Annotated in this window: 23 protein-coding genes; 6 read left to right on the plus strand and 17 right to left on the minus strand. The window is 42.9% G+C overall.

The features are described 5' to 3' along the window. Positions 1 to 105 precede the first annotated feature (105 nt). From ACFQ3Q_RS01760 to ACFQ3Q_RS01770, 3 genes are read left to right on the plus strand one after another with little or no spacing between them, the layout of a single operon-like run. Positions 106 to 576: a hypothetical protein gene (locus ACFQ3Q_RS01760; protein ID WP_380742321.1), complete on the plus strand. Its 471-nt coding sequence runs from the start codon at positions 106 to 108 to the stop codon at positions 574 to 576. Between the two features lie 17 nt (positions 577 to 593). After that, positions 594 to 1139 carry an RNA polymerase sigma factor gene (locus tag ACFQ3Q_RS01765; protein WP_380742323.1) on the plus strand — a complete coding sequence of 182 codons (546 nt, stop codon included), beginning with the start codon at positions 594 to 596 and terminating at the stop codon, positions 1137 to 1139. Then, positions 1136 to 2590 (plus strand): hypothetical protein, encoded by a 1455-nt coding sequence (locus ACFQ3Q_RS01770; RefSeq protein WP_380742325.1) that lies wholly within the window; start codon positions 1136 to 1138, stop codon positions 2588 to 2590. The genes ACFQ3Q_RS01765 and ACFQ3Q_RS01770 overlap by 4 nt, the downstream gene beginning before the upstream one ends. Here ACFQ3Q_RS01770 and ACFQ3Q_RS01775 read toward each other — a convergent pair. Beyond that, positions 2587 to 3330, minus strand: coding sequence for a lysophospholipid acyltransferase family protein (locus ACFQ3Q_RS01775; protein ID WP_380742327.1), 744 nt, complete (start codon positions 3328 to 3330; stop codon positions 2587 to 2589). The two genes, ACFQ3Q_RS01770 and ACFQ3Q_RS01775, sit on opposite strands and share 4 nt — an antisense overlap. 75 nt (positions 3331 to 3405) lie before the next feature. Between ACFQ3Q_RS01775 and trpS the strand changes: the two genes are divergently transcribed. Beyond that, a complete protein-coding gene (trpS, locus tag ACFQ3Q_RS01780) occupies positions 3406 to 4374 on the plus strand; it encodes a tryptophan--tRNA ligase (protein ID WP_380742328.1) in 969 nt (322 codons plus the stop codon). Here the strand turns inward: trpS and dprA are convergent. After that, positions 4371 to 5471, minus strand: a complete 1101-nt coding sequence (gene dprA / locus ACFQ3Q_RS01785; RefSeq protein ID WP_380742330.1) for a DNA-processing protein DprA — start codon at positions 5469 to 5471, stop codon at positions 4371 to 4373. The genes trpS and dprA overlap by 4 nt on opposite strands. 98 nt (positions 5472 to 5569) lie before the next feature. Between dprA and ACFQ3Q_RS01790 the strand changes: the two genes are divergently transcribed. After that, positions 5570 to 6502 carry an HU domain-containing protein gene (locus ACFQ3Q_RS01790; RefSeq protein WP_380742332.1) on the plus strand — a complete coding sequence of 311 codons (933 nt, stop codon included), beginning with the start codon at positions 5570 to 5572 and terminating at the stop codon, positions 6500 to 6502. Positions 6503 to 6558: 56 nt separating this feature from the next. After that, positions 6559 to 7071: an acyl-CoA thioesterase gene (locus tag ACFQ3Q_RS01795; RefSeq protein WP_380742334.1), complete on the plus strand. Its 513-nt coding sequence runs from the start codon at positions 6559 to 6561 to the stop codon at positions 7069 to 7071. A 6-nt stretch (positions 7072 to 7077) separates the two neighbouring features. Here ACFQ3Q_RS01795 and ACFQ3Q_RS01800 read toward each other — a convergent pair whose 3' ends face one another. From ACFQ3Q_RS01800 to ACFQ3Q_RS01870, 15 genes are all read right to left on the minus strand, one after another. Next, entirely contained in the window at positions 7078 to 8304 is a 1227-nt protein-coding gene (locus ACFQ3Q_RS01800; protein ID WP_380742336.1) for a murein hydrolase activator EnvC family protein, read from the minus strand. Beyond that, complete coding sequence (locus ACFQ3Q_RS01805; RefSeq protein WP_380742338.1) at positions 8301 to 9071, minus strand: DUF4292 domain-containing protein; 771 nt, start codon at positions 9069 to 9071, stop codon at positions 8301 to 8303. Before ACFQ3Q_RS01805 ends, ACFQ3Q_RS01800 begins: the two co-directional genes overlap by 4 nt. Further along, a complete protein-coding gene (locus ACFQ3Q_RS01810) occupies positions 9072 to 10448 on the minus strand; it encodes a tetratricopeptide repeat protein (protein WP_380742340.1) in 1377 nt (458 codons plus the stop codon). Positions 10449 to 10484: 36 nt separating this feature from the next. Next, entirely contained in the window at positions 10485 to 11495 is a 1011-nt protein-coding gene (locus ACFQ3Q_RS01815) for a sugar phosphate nucleotidyltransferase (RefSeq protein WP_380742341.1), read from the minus strand. Between the two features lie 110 nt (positions 11496 to 11605). After that, positions 11606 to 12040 carry a dUTP diphosphatase gene (gene dut / locus ACFQ3Q_RS01820; RefSeq protein WP_380742343.1) on the minus strand — a complete coding sequence of 145 codons (435 nt, stop codon included), beginning with the start codon at positions 12038 to 12040 and terminating at the stop codon, positions 11606 to 11608. Continuing rightward, positions 12037 to 13488: a lipopolysaccharide biosynthesis protein gene (locus ACFQ3Q_RS01825; protein ID WP_380742345.1), complete on the minus strand. Its 1452-nt coding sequence runs from the start codon at positions 13486 to 13488 to the stop codon at positions 12037 to 12039. The genes dut and ACFQ3Q_RS01825 overlap by 4 nt, the downstream gene beginning before the upstream one ends. Positions 13489 to 13545: 57 nt before the next feature. Beyond that, positions 13546 to 13989, minus strand: a complete 444-nt coding sequence (locus ACFQ3Q_RS01830; protein WP_380742347.1) for a hypothetical protein — start codon at positions 13987 to 13989, stop codon at positions 13546 to 13548. A 124-nt stretch (positions 13990 to 14113) separates the two neighbouring features. After that, a complete protein-coding gene (gene atpG / locus ACFQ3Q_RS01835; protein WP_380742349.1) occupies positions 14114 to 14974 on the minus strand; it encodes an ATP synthase F1 subunit gamma in 861 nt (286 codons plus the stop codon). 70 nt (positions 14975 to 15044) lie between these two features. Next, positions 15045 to 16625: a F0F1 ATP synthase subunit alpha gene (gene atpA / locus ACFQ3Q_RS01840; RefSeq protein ID WP_380742351.1), complete on the minus strand. Its 1581-nt coding sequence runs from the start codon at positions 16623 to 16625 to the stop codon at positions 15045 to 15047. Between the two features lie 45 nt (positions 16626 to 16670). Then, positions 16671 to 17225, minus strand: coding sequence for an ATP synthase F1 subunit delta (gene atpH, locus ACFQ3Q_RS01845; RefSeq protein WP_380742352.1), 555 nt, complete (start codon positions 17223 to 17225; stop codon positions 16671 to 16673). Positions 17226 to 17232: 7 nt separating this feature from the next. Further along, a complete protein-coding gene (locus tag ACFQ3Q_RS01850; RefSeq protein ID WP_380742354.1) occupies positions 17233 to 17727 on the minus strand; it encodes a F0F1 ATP synthase subunit B in 495 nt (164 codons plus the stop codon). Positions 17728 to 17812: 85 nt separating this feature from the next. Beyond that, positions 17813 to 18034, minus strand: coding sequence for an ATP synthase F0 subunit C (gene atpE / locus ACFQ3Q_RS01855; protein ID WP_011711113.1), 222 nt, complete (start codon positions 18032 to 18034; stop codon positions 17813 to 17815). Between the two features lie 23 nt (positions 18035 to 18057). After that, the gene (atpB, locus tag ACFQ3Q_RS01860) at positions 18058 to 19146 is read right to left on the minus strand and encodes a F0F1 ATP synthase subunit A (RefSeq protein WP_380742356.1); all 1089 of its coding nucleotides are present in this window, start codon (positions 19144 to 19146) and stop codon (positions 18058 to 18060) included. Between the two features lie 135 nt (positions 19147 to 19281). After that, the gene (locus ACFQ3Q_RS01865; RefSeq protein WP_380742358.1) at positions 19282 to 19662 is read right to left on the minus strand and encodes a hypothetical protein; all 381 of its coding nucleotides are present in this window, start codon (positions 19660 to 19662) and stop codon (positions 19282 to 19284) included. Continuing rightward, complete coding sequence (locus ACFQ3Q_RS01870; RefSeq protein WP_380742360.1) at positions 19663 to 19881, minus strand: AtpZ/AtpI family protein; 219 nt, start codon at positions 19879 to 19881, stop codon at positions 19663 to 19665. Between the last annotated feature and the right edge of the window lie 50 nt (positions 19882 to 19931).

Genomic DNA, 19931 nt, shown 5'->3' on the forward strand with positions numbered 1-19931 from the left:
AAATCCCTTTTTAAAAAAGGGATTTTTTTTTGCTCCCTACGCAACCATTTTCAATTATCGCATCTAAGAAGTAGAACACAAGTAAAACTTTTAATGCTATTGAAAATGAAAAAGTTAGCCTTATTACTAATTTTAGCCGTTACGATTATCGGCTGTTCCCTTGGAGATGACGATGGCAGCAGCAACATAGGCTATGAACTGGCTGTGATCAATGACATAGAGGTACCGGAATACTTCGAAGTAAACGAGACCTATGAGATCGATGTCACCTTCACCTTACCATCGGCCTGTCACAAACAACTCACACCCCGCTCCCTGGACGTTAGAAAAGGCGGAAGCGGGCCTGAGGAAAGAAGCAATATCTATATTGGAGCTGTTACCAGCTATAATACCAGCCAGGATGTTTGCGTGGAAGAGGACAGCAGTGTGGTCCTTGAAAGAACGGAATCTTTCAGCTTAAACATTACAGAAAATGAAGAATATACTTTTTATCTTTGGGTAGGTCAAAACACAGCCGGAGAACCCGAATGGCGCACCGTTAGCGTTCCGGTAGGGGCGCCTGAAGAAAGCAACTAATCTAATAAATCTATTTAGTGAGTTTAGAGAAACTCATAAAGCAGTGTAAGAAACAGGATATCAAAGCACAGGAAGAGCTTTACCGAATGTACTCGGGAAAGCTCTTTGGCCTGTGTTTAAAATATTCCTCAAGTTACCAGCAGGCTGAAGACAACCTTCAGGATGGCTTTATGAGCATTTTCGGAAAGATCTCCCAATACAAGAACAAAGGCTCCTTTGAGGGCTGGATGAAGCGGATAATGATCAATACCTCCCTTCAGAAATACAGAAAGGAACGATTCTTCGAGATCATCAATGAAGACCAGCTTGAAGAAGATAACAAAGTAGAAATAGATACCGACGAGATAACACTGGACACGCTTTTGGAGCACATCCAGGAATTACCGGTGCGTTACAGGCAGGTTTTCAACCTGTACGTAATGGACGGGTATTCACACAGGGAAATATCTGAAATGCTGGACATTTCAACAGGGACCTCAAAATCTAACCTGGCGAGAGCCCGAAATATCCTAAAAGAGAAGATTGAGAAAAGAACAAGTAAAACCTCGGCCCAATTCTTATGAAGGAGAAAAAAGACATAGACCGGCTCTATCAGGAGAAATTCAAGGATTTTGAAGCCACTCCCAAGGAAGCTGTTTGGGAAAATATAGCCGCCAAATTGAAAGAGAAGGACAGGAAAAAGCCTTTTATCATTCCTTTATGGTATAAACTTGGAGGCGTTGCAGCCGCCCTGGCCGTCATTGTTGGCGTCGCTTATTTATTAAGTTCCAACCCGTTCAGCACTACCCCCGAGGTGGTTTTTGAAAATCCTGAGACCGAAACCAATCAAGCGGAAACTAAAAATAATGGCGCTTCTTCAATTGCTTCAGAGGAAGAAGAACCATCTGCAAAATTTGAAAAAGAAAGAATACCTGAAAAAGAAAACACCCAAAAGACTTCCAGTTCCGACAAATCTTCAGCTATTGCAGGTGGGGGGAGTTCCGCATCAGCAACCCCTGCAAAAGGAGCTTCCAGTGATCCGGAGCCTTCGGGGAGACAAAATATTGCAGAAGCTGAGGAAAACACGGCGGAGACCAGGCAAGCCGAACCGGTTATCGCTGAATCCAGCTCCGGGTTTGCCGGCAATAACCCCAATTCCAGGCCTGGCCAGGAAATAAAAGCCTCCGGGATCATTGCAGATGTTTCAGAAAATCCAGGAGACTCTTTAAGCACACCGCAGCTGGAAAAGAATGCACTTGCAGAAGCTGAAGAAAACAAAAAGAAAGAGGAAGAGGAAGAAATTGTAGAAAACAGCAAAGAGCCAAGGTTAAGCATCAGTACTTTTGCCGCCCCGGTATACTACGACAACCTTGGAAGCGGAAACCCGATTAGTTCTGAATTCGCTGAAAACAGTTCAAAAGGAGATGTCACAGTTGCTTACGGGATCAATGTGGCTTATGCGATTTCAGATAAGGTGAAAATAAGATCGGGTATCAGCAAAGTTTCAATGAGCTACAATACCAAAGATGTTGCTTTTGGTCCGTCTATGAGTCCGCAGGGAATCTCAAGCATCGATTACAACAATGGTAATAACCTCGATATTCGAGGTGGGGGGATACAGGCTCCAACCGAAAGCTCCAGTTTCGCAGGATCTTCTTTTGCGATGACCCGCTTTGAGCCGGGCTCGCTTAACCAGCAATTCGGATATATTGAGGTGCCGGTGGAAATCGAATATAGCCTGATAGATAAAAAGTTCGGACTCAATCTTATTGGCGGAGGAAGCAGTCTTTTCCTGGATGAGAATACGGTTTATCTGAAACAGAATAACGGAAATACCCAACTGGGAGAATCCAACAACGTAAGGAACTTTAGCTTCAGCACGAATATTGGAGTTGGCCTGGATTACGATCTGAACGATAAATTCAGACTAAACCTGGAACCTATCTTCAAATACCAGTTAAATCCGTTCAGAGGCACGCAGAATGTACAACCCTATTATTTTGGGGTATATACCGGCTTTAGTTATAAATTCTAATTAAAGTCCGGATTCCGGAGCTCTTCAAGGATCACCTCCCGGGTTCTTTGTTTCAAGGCTCTGCGATCTGTTTGTTGTTTGCCTTTTGTGGATATAAAATCGTGGATTTTCACTCTTAATACCCCCGGAGAACCGCTAAAGAAATCATAGGAAAAACGTTTTTTGGTGTCGTGAAAGGTTAGCGGGACGATAGGGATCTGGTGATCAATAGCCAGCCTGAATGCCCCATCCTTAAAGGTATCCAGTATCATATCCAGGTCGTCCGGCACACCGCCTTCGGGAAAGATGCAAATGCTGTTGCCCTGCTTCAGCCTGCGCTGAGCCTCATCTACCACTCCCCTCCTGCTTTTGTGACAATTCCGGTCTACCAGGATACAGGTACGATGATAGAAAAATCCAAAAACCGGGATCCGGGCCAGTTCTTTTTTACCCACAAAAATGAACGGCTGTTTTATAACGCTTAGCATTAACATAATATCCACCATAGAAGTATGGTTGGCAACCAGCATATAGCTTTCGCCTTTTTTCGGGACGCTTTCAGCTTTAGTTATGGGGTACAGTCCCATCCCAAAAAGAATGAATTTGGCCCATATACGGGCACATACAAAGAACTGGGGATAAAATTTTTCAGAAGAGGTGAACAAAATTAGAAACGGCAACATAATTAAAATAGGTACGATCATAAGGATATAGAACCAGATCCTCCAGATGGTAACTGCCGCCGTTTTTAAAATTTTCATAGATCCCAAAAGTACTAAATTGAGACGAGTGAATTCTACAAAAAAAGTACCTTTGTAAAAAATCAAGAAAAGCCGATGTCTAGAATACTTACGGGGGTACAAAGTACAGGAACCCCTCATTTGGGAAATTTACTGGGAGCTATAATGCCCGCAATAAAAATGGCCAATGAGCCTGATAACGAGTCGTTTATTTTTATTGCCGATATGCACTCGCTCACCCAGATCAAAGATGCCGAAACACTAAGATTAAACACTTACTCGGTTGCCGCTACCTGGCTTGCCTGTGGGCTTGACATAGAAAGATCTGTATTTTACCGCCAGAGCGATATCCCCCAAACGGCCGAACTTTCCTGGTATTTAAGCTGCTTTTTCCCTTATCAGCGGCTTACTTTGGCCCATTCTTTTAAGGATAAATCTGATCGTCTTGAAGACGTGAATGCAGGTCTATTCACTTATCCTATGCTGATGGCGGCCGATATTCTTCTTTATGATGCTGAAATCGTACCGGTGGGAAAAGACCAGTTGCAGCACCTCGAAATTACGAGAGATGTAGCATCAAGATTTCATAATAGGATGGGGGAAACCTTTGTGATGCCCGAAGCCAGGGTACAGAAGAACACGATGTATGTTCCCGGTACCGATGGCGCCAAAATGAGTAAATCCAAGGGCAATACCATCAACCTCTTTCAGTCTGACAAGAAGCTGAAGAAGCAGATAATGGGTATAGATACCGACAGTACCCCGCTGGAAGAGCCTAAAAACCCTGATACCTGTAATGTCTTTGCTCTCTATAAGCTTATAGCGAACGAGGAGCAGGTGGCTGAAATGCGGAAGAATTATGAAGCAGGTGGCTATGGTTACGGTCACGCCAAAAAAGCCCTTCTTGAGCTGCTGATGGAAAACTTCAAAGAGCCAAGAGAAAAATACAACCACTATATGTCCAATCTTGATGAACTGGACAAAGCCCTGGCCGTTGGAGCCGAAAAAGCATCGGTGATCGCTCACGAGGTGATTGCCAGAGTAAGAGCAAAAGTAGGCTATTAGGTAGTTTCAAATAATTTACCCGGTAAAGGCCTTATCGCGCCTTTTAGTTCCATATTCAAGAGAACACCGGCAGTTTTAAAGGTGGGAAAGTTACAATTTAGGGCAATAGTGTCCAGCTGGGCTTTCCCGCTTTTTTTTAAAAAGTCGTAGATAAGCTCTTCCTCTTTATCCAGTTCTACAAAAAGTTGTTTTTGCACTGCCTTGGCTTCCGGCTCCAATTGCCAGCCAAGTATATAAATCAGGTCGGCAGCCGAAGTGAGCAGATGAGCTTTCTGGGACCTGATAAGGTTATTACATCCTGTGTTGTATTTATCTCCCGGCCTCCCGGGCACAGCAAAAACTTCCCGGTTATAGGAATCGGCGATATCTGCGGTCACCAAAGAACCTCCTTTTTCAGCGCTTTCTATAACGATAGTAGCTTCACTAAGGCCGGCAATGATCCGGTTTCTTTTAAGGAAATTATTCCTGTCAAAACTGTCACTACTCCAGAAATCGGTTATAAACCCACCGTTCTCTTCAACCGGTCTTACGAATTTTTTATGTGCTTTGGGATAGATCTGATCCAGGCCGTGAGCCAGGCAGCCTATGGTCTGTAACTGGTTATTAATTGCTGCTTTTTGGGCAGTAATATCAACCCCGTAAGCAAAACCCGAGACAATAACCGGGTCCAGCACACTTAGCTCCTCAACGAGCTTCTCACAGAACGCGGTTCCGTGGCTGGTAATATTACGCGTCCCGACAATGCTGATAATCTTCCGGTCTTTAAGGTCTATATTTCCTCGTTGAAAAATGAGAATCGGCCCGTCAAGGCAATGCTTCAGCTTTTCGGGATAATTGGCCTCCTGAAAATAGACAGGCTTTATTTTATTGGTTTCTATGAATCTAAGCTCGGCTTCCGCAGCTTTAAGGTGAACAGGATCAAAGAGTTCCTTCACCCGGGTATTGCCCACCCCTTCTATCTTCAGCAGGTTTTGTTTCTTTTCCTTAAAGATCGCCTTGGGAGAACCGGTGTGCCTTATCAGCTTTTTAGCCGTACTGTCCCCGAGGTTGGGAACGTGCTGAAGGGCCAGCACATAAAGGAGTTCTTCGGTACCCATAGGAAGGAGTTTCATTAAAAATACAGAAAAAAACATTTGTTAATAAAATTTCTTTGGGTAACTTTATCAGGCTTCTTAAACCCATTATTTTTGCGCCAATGAATATAGCTAACCACATCCAGGATTTACTTTACCGTTACGAATGCGTAATATTGCCGGGCTTTGGAGCCTTTCTTTCTCAAAAGGAATCGGCGTACATAGACCAGGAATCGCAGAACTTTTATCCACCTAAAAAGGTGGTTTCCTTTAACAGGCAACTGCGTAAAAATGACGGACTTCTGGCAAATTATATCGCTCAGGCCGAAAAGATTTCCTACAAAGAAGCAACCCAAAAGATCTCAGCCTTTGTTGAGCAAATCGAAAATTCCCTGGAAACCGAGAAGCAGGTAGAACTTGCAAATATCGGTACGCTATATTCAAATTCTGAAAATTCCATTCAGTTCGATCCTGCTGAAAATGTGAACTACCTGACCGATTCTTTTGGTCTGTCAGGTTTCCAGGCAGAGATGGTTCAGCGCGAGGTGTACAAGAAACAGGTAGAAGAGCTTGAAGAAAAGACCCCAATTCTTTTCACTCCTGAAAGAAGAAGGTCACGCTCTTACCTTAAGTATGCAGCCATAGGGCTTATCGCTCTTGGAGTGTCAGGTTTTGCCGGGCTCAATATTTACAGCAGCCAGGTGACCAAACACAATATCGCAGAGCAACAGGAAGCTGAAAGCCAGTTGCAGGAACAGATACAACAGGCAACTTTTGTTATAGACAATCCGCTGCCTGCCGTAACCTTTAAGGTTGAAAAGCAATCGGGAAATTATCATATTGTGGCCGGAGCATTCAGAGTTGAAGAGAACGCTCTTAAAAAAGTAGATGAGCTCAAAGAAGAAGGCTACAAAGCAAGACACATCGGTGCTAATAAGTACGGCCTTCACCAGGTAGTATACGCCAGTCTTCAAACCCGAAGCGAAGCCCTGCAAATGCTGAGAGAGGTTAAAAGTTCCAACAGCGGGGCCTGGTTACTTGTACAGGAACTTTAATAATTCTTTAAGCCTTAAATAGGCTGAAGCACCTTACTTTTGCCGAAAATTGCAGAATGGAAGCTAAATCTCCAAAAGAGTCCCGAACTACTTTAACAGATCTCGTATTACCCAGCGAGACCAATCCATTAAATAATCTTTTTGGAGGCGAATTACTCGCCCGTATGGACAGGGCCGCAAGTATTGCCGCCCGCCGTCATAGCCGCCGCATTGTGGTTACGGCATCTGTAAATCACGTTGCCTTTAATAAAGCTGTGCCTTTGGGAAGCGTGGTGACCGTTGAAGCCGCCGTTTCCAGAGCTTTTAAATCTTCTATGGAGATCTTTATTGATGTTTGGGTGGAAGACCGGGAGAGCGGAAACAGAACGAAAGCGAACGAGGCTATTTATACCTTTGTTGCAGTAGATGAAACAGGGGCTCCTGTTAACGTACCTCCATTAGCGCCGGAAACCGATCTCGAAAAAGAGCGATATGCCGCTGCCTTAAGACGTAAACAGTTAAGTCTTGTGCTTGCTGGTAAAATGGCGCCAAAAGACGCAACAGAGCTTAAAGCTTTGTTCGAGCAGTAATTCAATTTACATTTTATAGATCCAGTCAGCCGGATTCATCTTCTGGGTGTTCTTGAACAACAGGAAGTGCAACGTGGTTTTGCCCGTGGTTCTGCTGGTTGCCACCTCTCCTATTTCCTGTTCGGTGCTTACTACATCTCCTTTTTTGACAAATACATCAGAAAGGTTATTGTAAATGGTTATATAGTCTCCGTGGCGTAACATTACCGCCATATTGGCCCCTTTAACGGCCTGCACTTCACTAACAATCCCTTCGAATACCGCACGGGCTTTTCCGCCTTTATCGGTGTCTATACGCACCCCATTATTGTTGATAGTTGCAGTTCTTACAATTGGGTGAGGCTGTTTCCCAAAACGCATCGTAACCACACCCGATCTTACCGGCCAGGGTAATCTTCCCTTATTTTTAACGAAATCTGCCGCAAGAGCCTTCGCTTCGGGGGTGAGTTCAAAAACGTCCCTCGAAGAAGATCCGCTAGCCTCATTAGCCTTGGCAATGGAAGCCCGGATCATTTCGTCTATTTGCTTGTCTATGGCGTTTATCTCTTTTTGTTTTTGTCTGATCTGGGCAGCAAACTGATTTTCTTTTTTCCTGATAGTAGACATTAACACCTCCTGATCCTTTTTGTTCTCTTCCAGTTCGGCCCTGGTCTTCCGGTTTTCGGCGATCAGTTTTTCTTTCGCTTCCTTTTGTTCGGCCAGGTCGGCATTGAGTTCCTGCAACTTCACGGTCCGGTTTTTAATTTCCTCCCCCTGCTGCTTCCGGTAATTGGTATATTGCTTCATATACTGCATCCTTTTATAGGCTTGTAAGAAGCTTTCAGAAGAAAGAAGGAACATTACACGGCTTTGCTGAGATTTGCTCTTATAAGACTTCTCAATCATCCTGGCATAGTCCTCTTTAAGGGTTTCCAGCTCATTCCGGAGTCTTTTTATCTGGTTGGTGTTCGAAGATATCTGGCGGGTAAGCAAATTCGCCTGTTGATTGGTCACCTTGATCAGGTTCTCGGTACTCCTGATTTGTTGCTGAAGATCTTCAACCTGAGTAAGTACCGACTGTTCCCTTTTTTTGTTACTGCTTCTCAGGTCATTGATCCTTCGGATCTCTCGTTGCAGTTCCAGGCGTTTTTGCTCAAGCTCTTCCCTGTTGGTATTCTGGGCAAAGGCCGAAAAGCTGCTCAGGCAGATAAGGCTGGTAACGAATAGTAAGCTTAGATAATTCTTTTTAATCATTTAGCGCTAATTTCATCATATCCTGACGGAATTTCAAACGGAAAATGTACATCTTCATCAAGTTCAACCGATCTGTAGGTGAGTTCTATATTGGTGCTTTTTCCTCCCTCATTGGCAATGATCTTGATCTCCTCCGGAAATAATTTTCCTGAAACCTTCTGGTAATCTGAATAGGTAATGGTCACACTGCGGTTTTCATTTTCCTGTGCCAGTTGCTGGGCTGAAGCCTTATAGGTTCCCGGGTTAAGCAGGAACATCTTTTTAACCTCTCCCTGGCTGGAAGGAAGGAACTGGTATCCTTTAGCGGAATTTGAAAGCTGATATCTTTCGGTGCGCAGGTCATAGACCGCCTGGCCGATGAGCAGGTTCTGCAGTTTCTGGAAATCAAGCGGAGTTCCGAGCATTTCGCTAATCAGGCTGAAATCCCCGTCAAAATAGGTCTTGCTTATTTTTTCGTAATAACTCACCTTTTCTGGGGTGATATAGGCCTTGGCCACAGGAAATCCCAGCACAGAGGCGCTCATCCAGATGGCCTTATCTTTCTCCATTCTGAAACTAAGGTTCACAGACTGGGTTTTTTCGGCATCCTGATAAACCGCTCTCAGTTTACCTGTAAGTGTTTTAAACTGAATTTCATTATTATAATGCTGCTTGATCACATTGGCAGCTTCCGCATCTTTGGTGGCAATTTTCCTACCAGAGCGGCTGCTTCCACAGGAAACCAGCATTACAGCAATAAAAACTAAACCAATTATTTTCTTCATCATCTAATTCAATTCTTTTATAAGGTTTTCAGCTTTCTGCTGAAATTCTTTTGCCTTCTCTTCATTCTGAAGGCCCTGGTAACTTATGGCCAGCTGAGTATAGAAATCCAATTCGATCTTCTTGTCGTCAATCAGATAATCCAGGCCAAATGTAAGTATTTCTTCAGCTTCCTTATACTGCTGAAGCTTATTTAATGCTACACCTCTCAAAAGGTATACCATAGGCTGCGCCGGAAATATCTCCAGGGCGCTGGCACTCAATTTTGCAGCGGCTTCATACTTCCCGAATTCAAGCTGCAACAAGAGGCTGTTCTTTAACAGGTCGAAATTCCCGGGATTTTCTTCCAGCCCCAGTTCAAAATATTTTAAAGCGTCTTCCTTCTTATCGCTTTTAATGTAATACTGGCCTAACTGCTCATAAAGCCTGGGAGCATTCTCCCACTCCGAAAGTTTACGGCTCACCTTCATCAGGTCTTCCTGAAATTCCGGATGATCATTGACAAAAAGTAAAAAGTCATTCAAAACCCTGTATTTCGAATCGGTATCAATCTCTTCGCTTTCAAAAACGATCATCATAGAATTAACCGCTTCTTTTGGCTGTTTATTGTTCAGGTAAAATTTATAAAGCGCAAGGTGTACCAGTTGTGAGCCGGGGTTTATTTCCAGCAGCTCCTTTGCGGCTTTAAAAGCCTCTTCTTCATTTCTCTGCTCGCTATAGATGTAAATAAGGTTCAGGTAGTTTTGCTCATTTTCGGGATCTCTGCTGATATCCTCTTCCAGCCGCTCAATTTGAGCATCGGTATTATTTGTGCGCGCATAAATTTGCCGGCGCATTGTATTCCGGTAGCTGCTATTTCCCTCCTTTTTATCAAGCTCGTCCAGTACTTTCAAGGCCTTGTCATACTGCTCACTTAGCATATATAAATTTGCGAGATCCTCGGTATAGCTGCTGTCAAGATTAATGAGCTCTTCAATAATGGTAATTGCCTTAGGAAAATCTCCTGCTTCCCGATGCGTTTTAAAAAGCTCGGTGAGTATAACCTCTCTTTTTGGATCCAGCTTTCGGGCCTTTTCAAAATTATCGACTGCCAGATCGTAGTTCTCAAGGGCCTTATAATTTTTGCCCAGTTCAAAGTAAACCACGGCATTTTCAGGCTCGAGTTTCCTACAGGTTTCAAGGGCCGTGATAGCCTTTTCATAATTCTCGATCCCTTTCTGTTTAAGGGCTTCAAAGAAATTCTCCTGAAATGCGTCGGTGACGTTTCCCAAATCATCCTGATTCACTTCCTTCGAGATCGCTTCTTTCTCCTGGGCAAAAATGCCTGGAGAGAGCCAGGAGCATCCCGAAAGAGCGATTGCTATAATGAAAGTTTTTTTCATTTTAAGATGATTTGAGAAACTTCAGTTCCCGAACTTTTATTCCAAAACCGAATAATCGCCGATACTGATCTGGGTAAACTCCCCGTCAAACTTCGCGTGGTTCCCGATCATAGCATTATCCAGTTTTGCATTCTTTATAACCGATTCATTCTGAATCAGGCTGTTCTTTATAGTTGAATTCTCAATTTTTGTGCCGTTTCCAACAGATACGTTAGGACCTATCTTGGCATTGATCAATTCTACGTCTTCTCCAATGAAGCAAGGTTCGGTAATTTCAGAATCCTTGATCTTCACAGAATCGGAGATCAGCTTCTCGCCGTCCTTATGCAGAAAGTTAAGCATTCTTCCGTTTGTCTCAACGGTTACGTTTTTATTTCCGCAGTCCATCCATTCATCAACCTTCCCGGGAACGAACTTCATTCCTTTGCTCTTCATTGCTTCGATCCCGTCATTTATCTGGTATTCGCCGCCACGAAGCAGGTTCTTATCAAGCACTTCCTGAAGTTCATTCTTAAGCACCGCAACATCCTTAAAGTAGTAGATCCCGATAACCGCAAGGTCTGAAACAAAATCCTTAGGCTTCTCCACAAGATCTGTGATCTGGCGCTTCTCATTCAGCTTAACCACTCCGTAAGCACTTGGGTTTTCTACCTGTTTTACCCATATCACCCCGTCAGCTTCTTTATCAAGGGTGAAATCAGCTTTAAAAAGTGTATCGGCATAAGCGATCACCGCCGGGCCGCTAAGGGAGTCCTTGGCACACATAATCGCATGACCGGTCCCCAGGGCTTTATCCTGGTAATAAATTGTTCCTTTAGCACCTAAACTCTCGGCGATCCCTTTCAGGTCTTTTTCCACCTGTTCGCCAAAATCTTCTCCTATAACAAAGGCCACTTCATCTATCTTTTCGTCAAGGACCTTAGCTATATCTTCAACCAAACGGTGAACTATTGGTTTCCCGGCAATAGGAATTAAAGGTTTTGGAACTGTTAAGGTATGAGGACGAAGCCTTGATCCGCGGCCCGCCATTGGTACAATAATCTTCATTTAACTTGTTTTTGATTTTGCGAGATCACAGGGAGCCTATTTGTTTTCTCCTGACAGATCTCTTTATTTAATAATTAATTTTCCGCACGATTGACCTCTTGGTCAAAAATTTAATTTGTTCCGGTGCTCCCGAAACCTCCCGCTCCACGAACGGTCTCTTCCAGCACATCCACTTCTTCCCAGCTGATGTGCTCGTGTCTGGCAATAACCAACTGCGCTACACGCTCTCCATTCTCCACGGTAAATTCTTCATTGGAAAGGTTCACGAGTATAACACCTATCTCACCACGATAATCGGCATCTATCGTGCCAGGAGCATTCAAAACCGTTATTCCTTTCTTGGCCGCGAGGCCGCTGCGAGGTCTTACCTGGGCTTCATAGCCTACGGGAAGCTCAATGAATAAACCTGTTTTCACAATAGTTCTTTCCAGTGGTTTCAGGGTAACAGGCTCTTCAATACTGGCCCGAAGGTCCATCCCGGCGGAAGCTTCGGTTGCATAGTGTGGCAGATTATGCTCTGACTTGTTGATTATTTTTATGGTCATTGTTTCAGAATTTGTTTGATTTCTTTTTGTTCATTAAAATATATTACCAACAGGAACAGTCCTATAAAAAAGACTCCTGCAATATAATTTCCCCTGAAAAATACGAAGGAAATTAAAGAAATCCCGAGGGACAATAGCAGGTAAAAGCTTATTTTTTTAACGTTATAAGGTATGGGATAGTATTTTCTGCCTATCAAATAGGACAGCAGCATCATACTCCCGTATGCGGCAAGGGTTGCAATTGCCGAACCCATATAGCTTATCATCGGAATCAGCACAATATTCAGGATAATGGTTATCCCGGCACCAACCACAGATATATATCCTCCCATTTTGGTCCTGTCGGTGATCTTATACCACACCGAAAGGTTGTGATAGATTCCCAGAAAAAGATTGGCGATAAGTATTATAGGAACTATATGCATCGCGTCCCAGTAAGTTTCGTTCTGAATGAGAATCACTTTAAGCAGGTCTATAAAAACGATCACCCCAACCAGGATCAGGCAGCCAAAGACCACAAAATACTTGGTGATAAGTGCATACGTCTCTCTTGCATTCTTTGCTCCCGCGTGACTAAAGAAAAACGGTTCTATCCCGAGTCTGAAAGCAGTGGCAAAAAGGGTCATAAAAAGTGCCAGTTTATAACAGGCGGCGTAGGCCCCAATTTCAGCTTTAGCTATAGATTGGGGTAAAAGGTAATCCAGCATTATCCTGTCAAAGACTTCGTTGATGGAAAATGCAATCCCCGCAACAAGTACAGGCAGGGCATATCTCATCATAGATTTCCAGAGATCGGTATTGAAAATCGCCTTTATCCTCAGGTAGAAAGGGAACATCAGCATCAGGGTAACTCCACTGGCAATAAGATTGGCAATAAACACATAATTGATCTCAAAACCGGGAACGTAAAGCGGTTGCAGAAATCTGAATTCCTTAGACCAGTCCTTAAGCAACAAAAGGAAAAAGACATTCAGCCCAAGGTTGATCGCCACATTCAGGATCTTAATGATGGCATATTTCACAGGACGTTCTGTAGCCCTTAGCCAGGCAAAGGGAATAATGACCAAAGCATCCAGAAGCAGTATCCAGATGACCAGTTTTATATATTCCAGGGGAATCCCGGTTATGCCTGCAATCCAGGACTGGGCCAGAAATGCCCCGGCAAAAAACAGTAAGGAGGAGGTGACCAGGGACCATCCGGCAGTACTCAGCACCTCTTCAGAATTCTCTTTCTTATTGTAAAACCTGAAAAAGGCGGTTTCCATCCCGTAGGCCAGGATCACATTAAAAAGCACGAAATAGGCAAAGATCACAGAGATCTCTCCATATTCCTCCTTGGGGAGCACTTGGGTGTAAAGCGGGACCAGCAAGAAGCTAAGCATTCGGGGCAACACAGTTGCCAGTCCGTAAATAAAAGTTTGCTTAAAAAGTTTTTGCAGTGTACTCAACAGGCCAGGGGCTTAATAAAAGCTCCCGAAGATTTCGGGAGCCGTAATGCTATAAATTTAATTCTTTTCTGTAATTCCTGTCAACTTATAATACTTTGTTTTACCGGCCTGAGTAAAAACCAGGATCGCTTCATCCTTATCGATCTCAAAAGGGCTTTTTTCCGGCTTCTGAGGCGCTTTATTCCCATATTCCTCTTTCGGGTCGTCACTCATCACAAAATCCCCCTGAGGCACTCCAAAATTGGCCACATAAAGGTTAGGCTGCTCTTCATCCTGAGCAAGATCAGATTTCATCCCTTTAAAATATACGCTTTCCAGTTTCACGCGATTATCCTGAATCACAGCCACAGGTATGTAGAGATTCACCCCGGAATCATCGGTAGAGAAATATACCTCCTGGAACTGTGCGGGAGCGCGTTCCTGAAGTTCTTTATTGCTGCCGCAGCCTGTTACAAGGCCTAAGAGCATCATACTGCTGAATAGAAAATAAACGTACTTCATAAGTTTGATCTTTCTTGTTTAAAGGTACAAAATCAAAACACATGCCAAATAAAAAACCCGTAGGCTTAGTACGGGTCTTTTCTTTTAAATCCTGCCGGTGACAGAATATTATGTGTTCTAATAATTATCCATTTAATGCTTCAGCACCACCAACGATTTCAAGGATCTCATTGGTAATAGAAGCCTGACGAGCTTTGTTGTAAGACAATTTAAGCGAGTCTCTAAGCTCTGTGGCGTTCTCTGTTGCTTTGTGCATAGCCGTCATACGTGCCCCGTGCTCTGAAGCGAAGGAATCACGAAGGGCTTTGTAAAGCTGCATTTTAAGAGACTTAGGAATAAGTTCCTTAACGATTTCGATCTTTGATGGCTCGTAGATATAATCCAGTTGCTTATTCTCTTCGTTGTCAAACTGCTCGATTGGCAAAAACTGTTCGGTCGTCACTATTTGCGTGGCAGCATTCTTGAACTGGTTATAAACCAGGACGATCTTGTCATACTTCTCCTCAAGGAACAACTGCATCAGTTCTTCAGCAATTTCAGCTACGTTCTCGAAACTAAGATCATCATAGATCTCGTTATTGTTCTCATAAACGTCAAAGTCCCTTTTCAGAATATCGTTAGCCTTTTTTCCAATGGAATATAGGTCAACTTTCTCATTCTGAAAATCCTTCTGAACCTTGTTCTTAACCCCTTTGATGATATTGGTGTTAAATGCACCTGCCAGACCTCTGTTAGAAGAGATAGCTACCATAAGCACCTTCTCCACTTCTCTTTCTTCGGCATATTTACTGCTGGCATCATCACTAAGGCTAGCACTTAAATCCTGTAACAACTGGGTCAACTTTTCGGAATAAGGACGCATTGCGGTAATAGCATCCTGGGCTTTGCTCAACTTTGCAGCCGATACCATCTTCATGGCACTGGTGATCTGCATGGTTGAAGAAACCGAAGTAATCCTGCTACGTAATTCTTTTAAGTTTGCCATTATTTATAAAAGTACTTAGTATTGAGAACAGAGTCACCGGATTGCCGGTCACTCTGTTTCAAAATCTATATTATGATTTATACTTAGCTGAAAGCTCTTTTGCAACAGATGCAAGGGTATCGGTAACCTCGTCGGTTAGCTTCCCGGCTTTCAGGGTATCAAGCACGTCTCTGTGCTTGGCGTTAAGATACTCAAGGTAATCTCTTTCAAATTCCCTTACTTTCTCAACTGGCACATCTCTTAACAGGTTCTTGGATCCGGCGAAGATGATCGCGATCTGGTCTTCTACCGGGTAAGGATCGTTTTGTCCCTGCTTAAGGATCTCCACGTTACGCTTACCTTTCTCGATCACGCTCATTGTAGCAGCATCAAGGTCTGAACCGAACTTGGCGAAAGCTTCCAGTTCACGGAACTGAGCCTGGTCAAGTTTAAGCGTACCTGCTACCTTCTTCATAGACTTGATCTGTGCTGAACCTCCCACACGTGATACGGAAATACCAACGTTAATCGCAGGACGCACCCCAGAGTTAAACAGGTCTGAAGTTAAGAAGATCTGACCATCGGTAATCGAAATTACGTTGGTTGGAATATACGCAGAAACGTCACCAGCCTGAGTTTCGATAATAGGAAGGGCTGTTAAAGAACCGCCACCCTTTACCTTATCCTTAAGGGAATCAGGAAGGTCGTTCATTTCCTTCGCAATATCATTATCGTTGATCACCTTAGCTGAACGCTCAAGCAATCTTGAGTGAAGGAAGAAAACGTCTCCAGGATATGCCTCACGTCCCGGTGGACGACGTAATAAAAGAGATACCTCACGGTATGCTACCGCCTGCTTGGAAAGATCATCATAAACGATCAATGCAGGACGTCCCGTATCTCTGAAATATTCTCCGATCGCAGCACCTGCGAATGGAGCATATACCTGCATAGGAGCAGGATCTGATGCGTTAGCGGCAACGATAGTAGTATATGCTAAAGCACCTTTATCTTCAAGTACTTTGGCGATACCTGCAACTGTAGAGGCTTTTTGCCCAATGGCAACATAGATACAGTGTACTGGCTCCCCGGCATCGTAAAATTCCTTCTGGTTCAGGATGGTATCGATACATACAGTGGTCTTACCTGTCTGGCGGTCACCAATAACAAGCTCACGCTGTCCTCTACCTACCGGTACCATAGCATCTATAGACTTAATTCCGGTTTGTAAAGGCTCTGTTACAGGCTCACGGAAAATTACCCCAGGAGCTTTACGCTCAAGTGGCATTTCGAAAGTTTCACCTTCAATAGCACCTTTACCATCAATCGGGTTTCCTAAAGTATCAACCACACGGCCTACAATTCCTTCTCCAACATTGATAGAAGCAATACGTTTGGTTCTTTTTACCACAGCACCTTCCTTGATCTCTTTAGAAGGTCCTAATAATACAACCCCAACGTTGTCTTCTTCAAGGTTCAATACAATTCCTTCAAGACCGCTTTCAAACTGAACCAATTCTCCATATTGAGCATTGGCAAGACCATAAACGTTAGCAATACCATCACCTACGGTAAGTACGGTACCTACTTCGTCTAAAGAGGCCTTGGCTTCAAAACCTGATAATTGTTCTTTTAAAATTGCTGATACTTCAGCAGGATTTACTTCTGCCATAATTATTTAGTATAAAATGACGCGCGGTTCACGCGACGGTTTTTATTAAATTTTTGAAACGTATGTGTTGTTTTTAAATTCTCTTTTGAGATTATTCAGGCTGTTAGAAATACTAGCATCATACTGTATGTCTCCAACCCTTAAAACGAATCCGCCGATAATGTCCTCATCTATCACATTCTTGACAGTAGCTCCGTTACCGGTTAATTCTATTATTTTCTTCTGAATCTTTTCTTCCAGTTCATCGGTTAAAGGCACAACAGTAGTCACAACCGCATCCTGAGTCTGGTTGGCTGAATTATAACGCAGCAAATATTGCTTGGCTACAAGCTCAAGAATATTGATACGCCCGTTATCCAGCAAGATATTAAAGGCTCCCAGCGTGATAGGGTTAGCGTCCTTGAAAACCGCAGTAAGCACCTTCTTTTTCAACGAAGGTTTTACAACAGGACTACCAATCATATTAGCAAGATCATCACTGCCTTCCACGGTTTTAAGGATAGAATCCATATCTTCCTTTACCGCGTCGGCCGCGTTCTTCTCTTTAGCCAAATTAAATACAGCTTTCGCGTAACGTTGTGCTGCCCTTGTTCCTTTCATATCAATCTTAGTTTAAAGTAACTTCACCAAGTCTCTCATCGATCATCTGGTGGTGTTTCTCTTTGTTTGATAATTCCTTACGAACCACTTTCTCGGCAATCTCAATAGACAGGTTTGCCACCTGGTTCTTGATCTCGGCCATAGCTGCACGCTTCTCCTGCTCTATATTTTCTTTTGCCTGAGCAACAATCTTATTGGCTTTCTCCTGAGCTTCCTCAGTAGCATCAGCCATTACTTTCTCCTTAAGCTCTCTTGCTTCTTTAAGAATAGCATCTCTCTCAGCACGAGCCTCTTTCATAAGCTGCTCATTGTCTGACTTAAGGTTCTGCATTTCTTTTCTGGCTTCTTCAGCAGAGGCCAGGGCATTGTTGATAGATTCTTCTCTTTTATTTACAGCTCCAAGAATTGGTTTCCAGGCGAATTTCGCCATAATGAAAATCAACACAAGGAAAACTATAGTTTGCCAGAAAAACAATCCAAAATCAGGAGTTATTAAATCCATAATCAGTTATATAAAAAATAGTTTAAACATCATCTTAAAAAAGCCCATTCGCAACCAACCGTTACGAATGGGTTTTTGAAATTAATTACCTTAACACACCTAGTAAAGAAGCTACTACTCCAAAAAGAGCAACACCTTCTACAAGTGCGGCAGCAATAATCATAGCTGTCTGGATCTTTCCAGAAGCCTCAGGCTGACGTGCAATGGCGTCCATAGCAGAACCACCAATTTTACCTACACCTACTCCGGCTCCTAAAACCGCTAGTCCAGCTCCTAAAGCTGCAAGACCTACATACAATAATTCCATAGTAAAAAAATTAAAAATTAAAATTAATGATGTTCATGTTCCTCAACTGCCATCCCGATAAACAGGGCCGACAGAATCGTAAAAATAAACGCTTGAAGGAATGCTACCAGCAATTCCAATACTGTTATAAATAGTGCGAAGGGTACAGAGATCCCTGCAACTCCCGCATTTTCTAATATAAATATCAATCCAATTAAACTCAGGATAATAATGTGCCCTGCCGTGATATTCGCAAACAAACGTATCATAAGTGCCGCAGGTTTAATTATAACTCCCATCACCTCAACAATGGCCAGTATAGGCTTGACAAAGGTCGGGATTCCCGGCATCCAGAAAACGTGTTTCCAGTAATCCTTGTTTCCGTTCACAATTATTAACGCCAAGGTGAAAAGTCCCAATGAAACGGTAACCGCTATATTACCGGTAACGTTAGCAGCTCCCGGCAACAAGCCCAGAAGGTTAGTGATCCAAATGAAGAAGAATACCGTTAACAGAAAAGGCATAAACTTCATATATTTTTTCTTCCCAATTTGAGGAATAGCGATCTCATCCCTTACAAAAAGGACTAGTGTCTCCAGAACATTATTAAAGCCTTTTGGTGCGTGCTCGTTCTTTTTATGATGCTTTGCCAGACTATTAAAGAAAACCAGCATCAAAATCACGGTTATAAACATAGCCGCTACGTTCTTGGTAATAGAAATATCCAAAGGCTTCTCTGCATTCAGTGCATTGTGCTCTTCATCAAATTCAACAGCCTCAGCACCGGCATTTAGCCGGTAAATCTCCTCGTGAAGATTCACAAAGCGCATCCCGTCTTTTTCAACTATGTGATGCCCTTCGGTATCGTGATGGAATTCACTGGACATAAAAGTCACCAGCCCATTATCTGTATACAAGATCACAGGAAGCGGCAAAGTGAAAGAGTTCTCTCCTTCACCAAAAAAATGCCAGCCGTGAGCATCACCAATATGGTGCATGATCATTTCTGTGGCGTTAAATTCCTTTTCAGATTCTCCTGCCGCATCTTTATCTTTCGCAAAAGTGAAAAACGGAAGTAAGGCAAAGGCTAGTGTTAAGGACACTCTAATCATTAAAGATTTATGTGCTGTCATAGTACCTGTCTACTTAAAAAATTATGGGCTCTAAATTTCCGTGCAAAGGTATACTTTTAATTTTTATCTGAAAGCCCGCTAAAGGATTTTTTACATTTCAGAAAACATTTAACGATTTTACTGATATACAATCAGTTATTGAGCGTTTATAAGCTTTACCGCATAAAAGGTTTCGAAAATAAGAAATAAAAAATAAGGTATAAAAAAGGCGATAATATCGTTAAAACCGGGGGCTTCGCTTAGCAGCATCGGTAAGAGGAAGACGACGGCGGCCATCATTTTTAAAAGTCCGCCTCCCATAAAGGCAAAACCTGTCTTGTCTTTGAAGTTCTTATGCACCCAAACCAAAGCTATGTAGATAAGCAGGGTGGAGATTATGTGGAATGCATATACCGAAATCGTGTTGTAATACAGTTCTTCCTCAAAAAAATAGTTTACCAGCAACCACTGGGTAAAAAACAGAATGATGGAATAAGGCAGGAATTTTTTTAAAAAGGGAACTAAATCTTTTTTCATTTAATCGTCGTCTTTGCTCATTTCGCTAATGCTTCTGTAGACCTGATAAAGGGCTATAAAAACGCCTAAAAGCGACACCCCTATGGTGAATGCGGAGTATTTGTTAGGAAATTTTTCATCCAGCCAAATTCCCAAGAAAACACCTGCAGCAATAATGATCCCCATCTGAAAGGCAATATTAATGAGGCCCATATACTTATTCCTGTTCTCGTTTTTCATTTAAAATTAAGCTTGGAAGAATTTATAAATTCAGTGCAAAGATAAGTTCT

The sequence above is a fragment of the Salegentibacter chungangensis genome (assembly GCF_042678405.1).
In the GTDB taxonomy this organism is placed as follows: Bacteria; Bacteroidota; Bacteroidia; order Flavobacteriales; family Flavobacteriaceae; genus Salegentibacter_A; species Salegentibacter_A chungangensis.

Bases quoted from the DNA above. Each gene is read 5' to 3' on its own strand.
- ACFQ3Q_RS01760 (WP_380742321.1), top strand. From the start codon at position 106: ATGAAAAAGTTAGCCTTATTACTAATTTTAGCCGTTACGATTATCGGC.
- ACFQ3Q_RS01770 (WP_380742325.1), top strand. From the start codon at position 1,136: ATGAAGGAGAAAAAAGACATAGACCGGCTCTATCAGGAGAAATTCAAG.
- ACFQ3Q_RS01775 (WP_380742327.1), bottom strand. From the start codon at position 3,330: ATGAAAATTTTAAAAACGGCGGCAGTTACCATCTGGAGGATCTGGTTC.
- trpS (WP_380742328.1), top strand. From the start codon at position 3,406: ATGTCTAGAATACTTACGGGGGTACAAAGTACAGGAACCCCTCATTTG.
- dprA (WP_380742330.1), bottom strand. From the start codon at position 5,471: ATGGGTACCGAAGAACTCCTTTATGTGCTGGCCCTTCAGCACGTTCCC.
- ACFQ3Q_RS01790 (WP_380742332.1), top strand. From the start codon at position 5,570: ATGAATATAGCTAACCACATCCAGGATTTACTTTACCGTTACGAATGC.
- ACFQ3Q_RS01795 (WP_380742334.1), top strand. From the start codon at position 6,559: ATGGAAGCTAAATCTCCAAAAGAGTCCCGAACTACTTTAACAGATCTC.
- ACFQ3Q_RS01800 (WP_380742336.1), bottom strand. From the start codon at position 8,304: ATGATTAAAAAGAATTATCTAAGCTTACTATTCGTTACCAGCCTTATC.
- ACFQ3Q_RS01805 (WP_380742338.1), bottom strand. From the start codon at position 9,071: ATGATGAAGAAAATAATTGGTTTAGTTTTTATTGCTGTAATGCTGGTT.
- ACFQ3Q_RS01810 (WP_380742340.1), bottom strand. From the start codon at position 10,448: ATGAAAAAAACTTTCATTATAGCAATCGCTCTTTCGGGATGCTCCTGG.
- ACFQ3Q_RS01815 (WP_380742341.1), bottom strand. From the start codon at position 11,495: ATGAAGATTATTGTACCAATGGCGGGCCGCGGATCAAGGCTTCGTCCT.
- dut (WP_380742343.1), bottom strand. From the start codon at position 12,040: ATGACCATAAAAATAATCAACAAGTCAGAGCATAATCTGCCACACTAT.
- ACFQ3Q_RS01830 (WP_380742347.1), bottom strand. From the start codon at position 13,989: ATGAAGTACGTTTATTTTCTATTCAGCAGTATGATGCTCTTAGGCCTT.
- atpG (WP_380742349.1), bottom strand. From the start codon at position 14,974: ATGGCAAACTTAAAAGAATTACGTAGCAGGATTACTTCGGTTTCTTCA.
- atpA (WP_380742351.1), bottom strand. From the start codon at position 16,625: ATGGCAGAAGTAAATCCTGCTGAAGTATCAGCAATTTTAAAAGAACAA.
- atpH (WP_380742352.1), bottom strand. From the start codon at position 17,225: ATGAAAGGAACAAGGGCAGCACAACGTTACGCGAAAGCTGTATTTAAT.
- ACFQ3Q_RS01850 (WP_380742354.1), bottom strand. From the start codon at position 17,727: ATGGATTTAATAACTCCTGATTTTGGATTGTTTTTCTGGCAAACTATA.
- atpE (WP_011711113.1), bottom strand. From the start codon at position 18,034: ATGGAATTATTGTATGTAGGTCTTGCAGCTTTAGGAGCTGGACTAGCG.
- atpB (WP_380742356.1), bottom strand. From the start codon at position 19,146: ATGACAGCACATAAATCTTTAATGATTAGAGTGTCCTTAACACTAGCC.
- ACFQ3Q_RS01865 (WP_380742358.1), bottom strand. From the start codon at position 19,662: ATGAAAAAAGATTTAGTTCCCTTTTTAAAAAAATTCCTGCCTTATTCC.
- ACFQ3Q_RS01870 (WP_380742360.1), bottom strand. From the start codon at position 19,881: ATGAAAAACGAGAACAGGAATAAGTATATGGGCCTCATTAATATTGCC.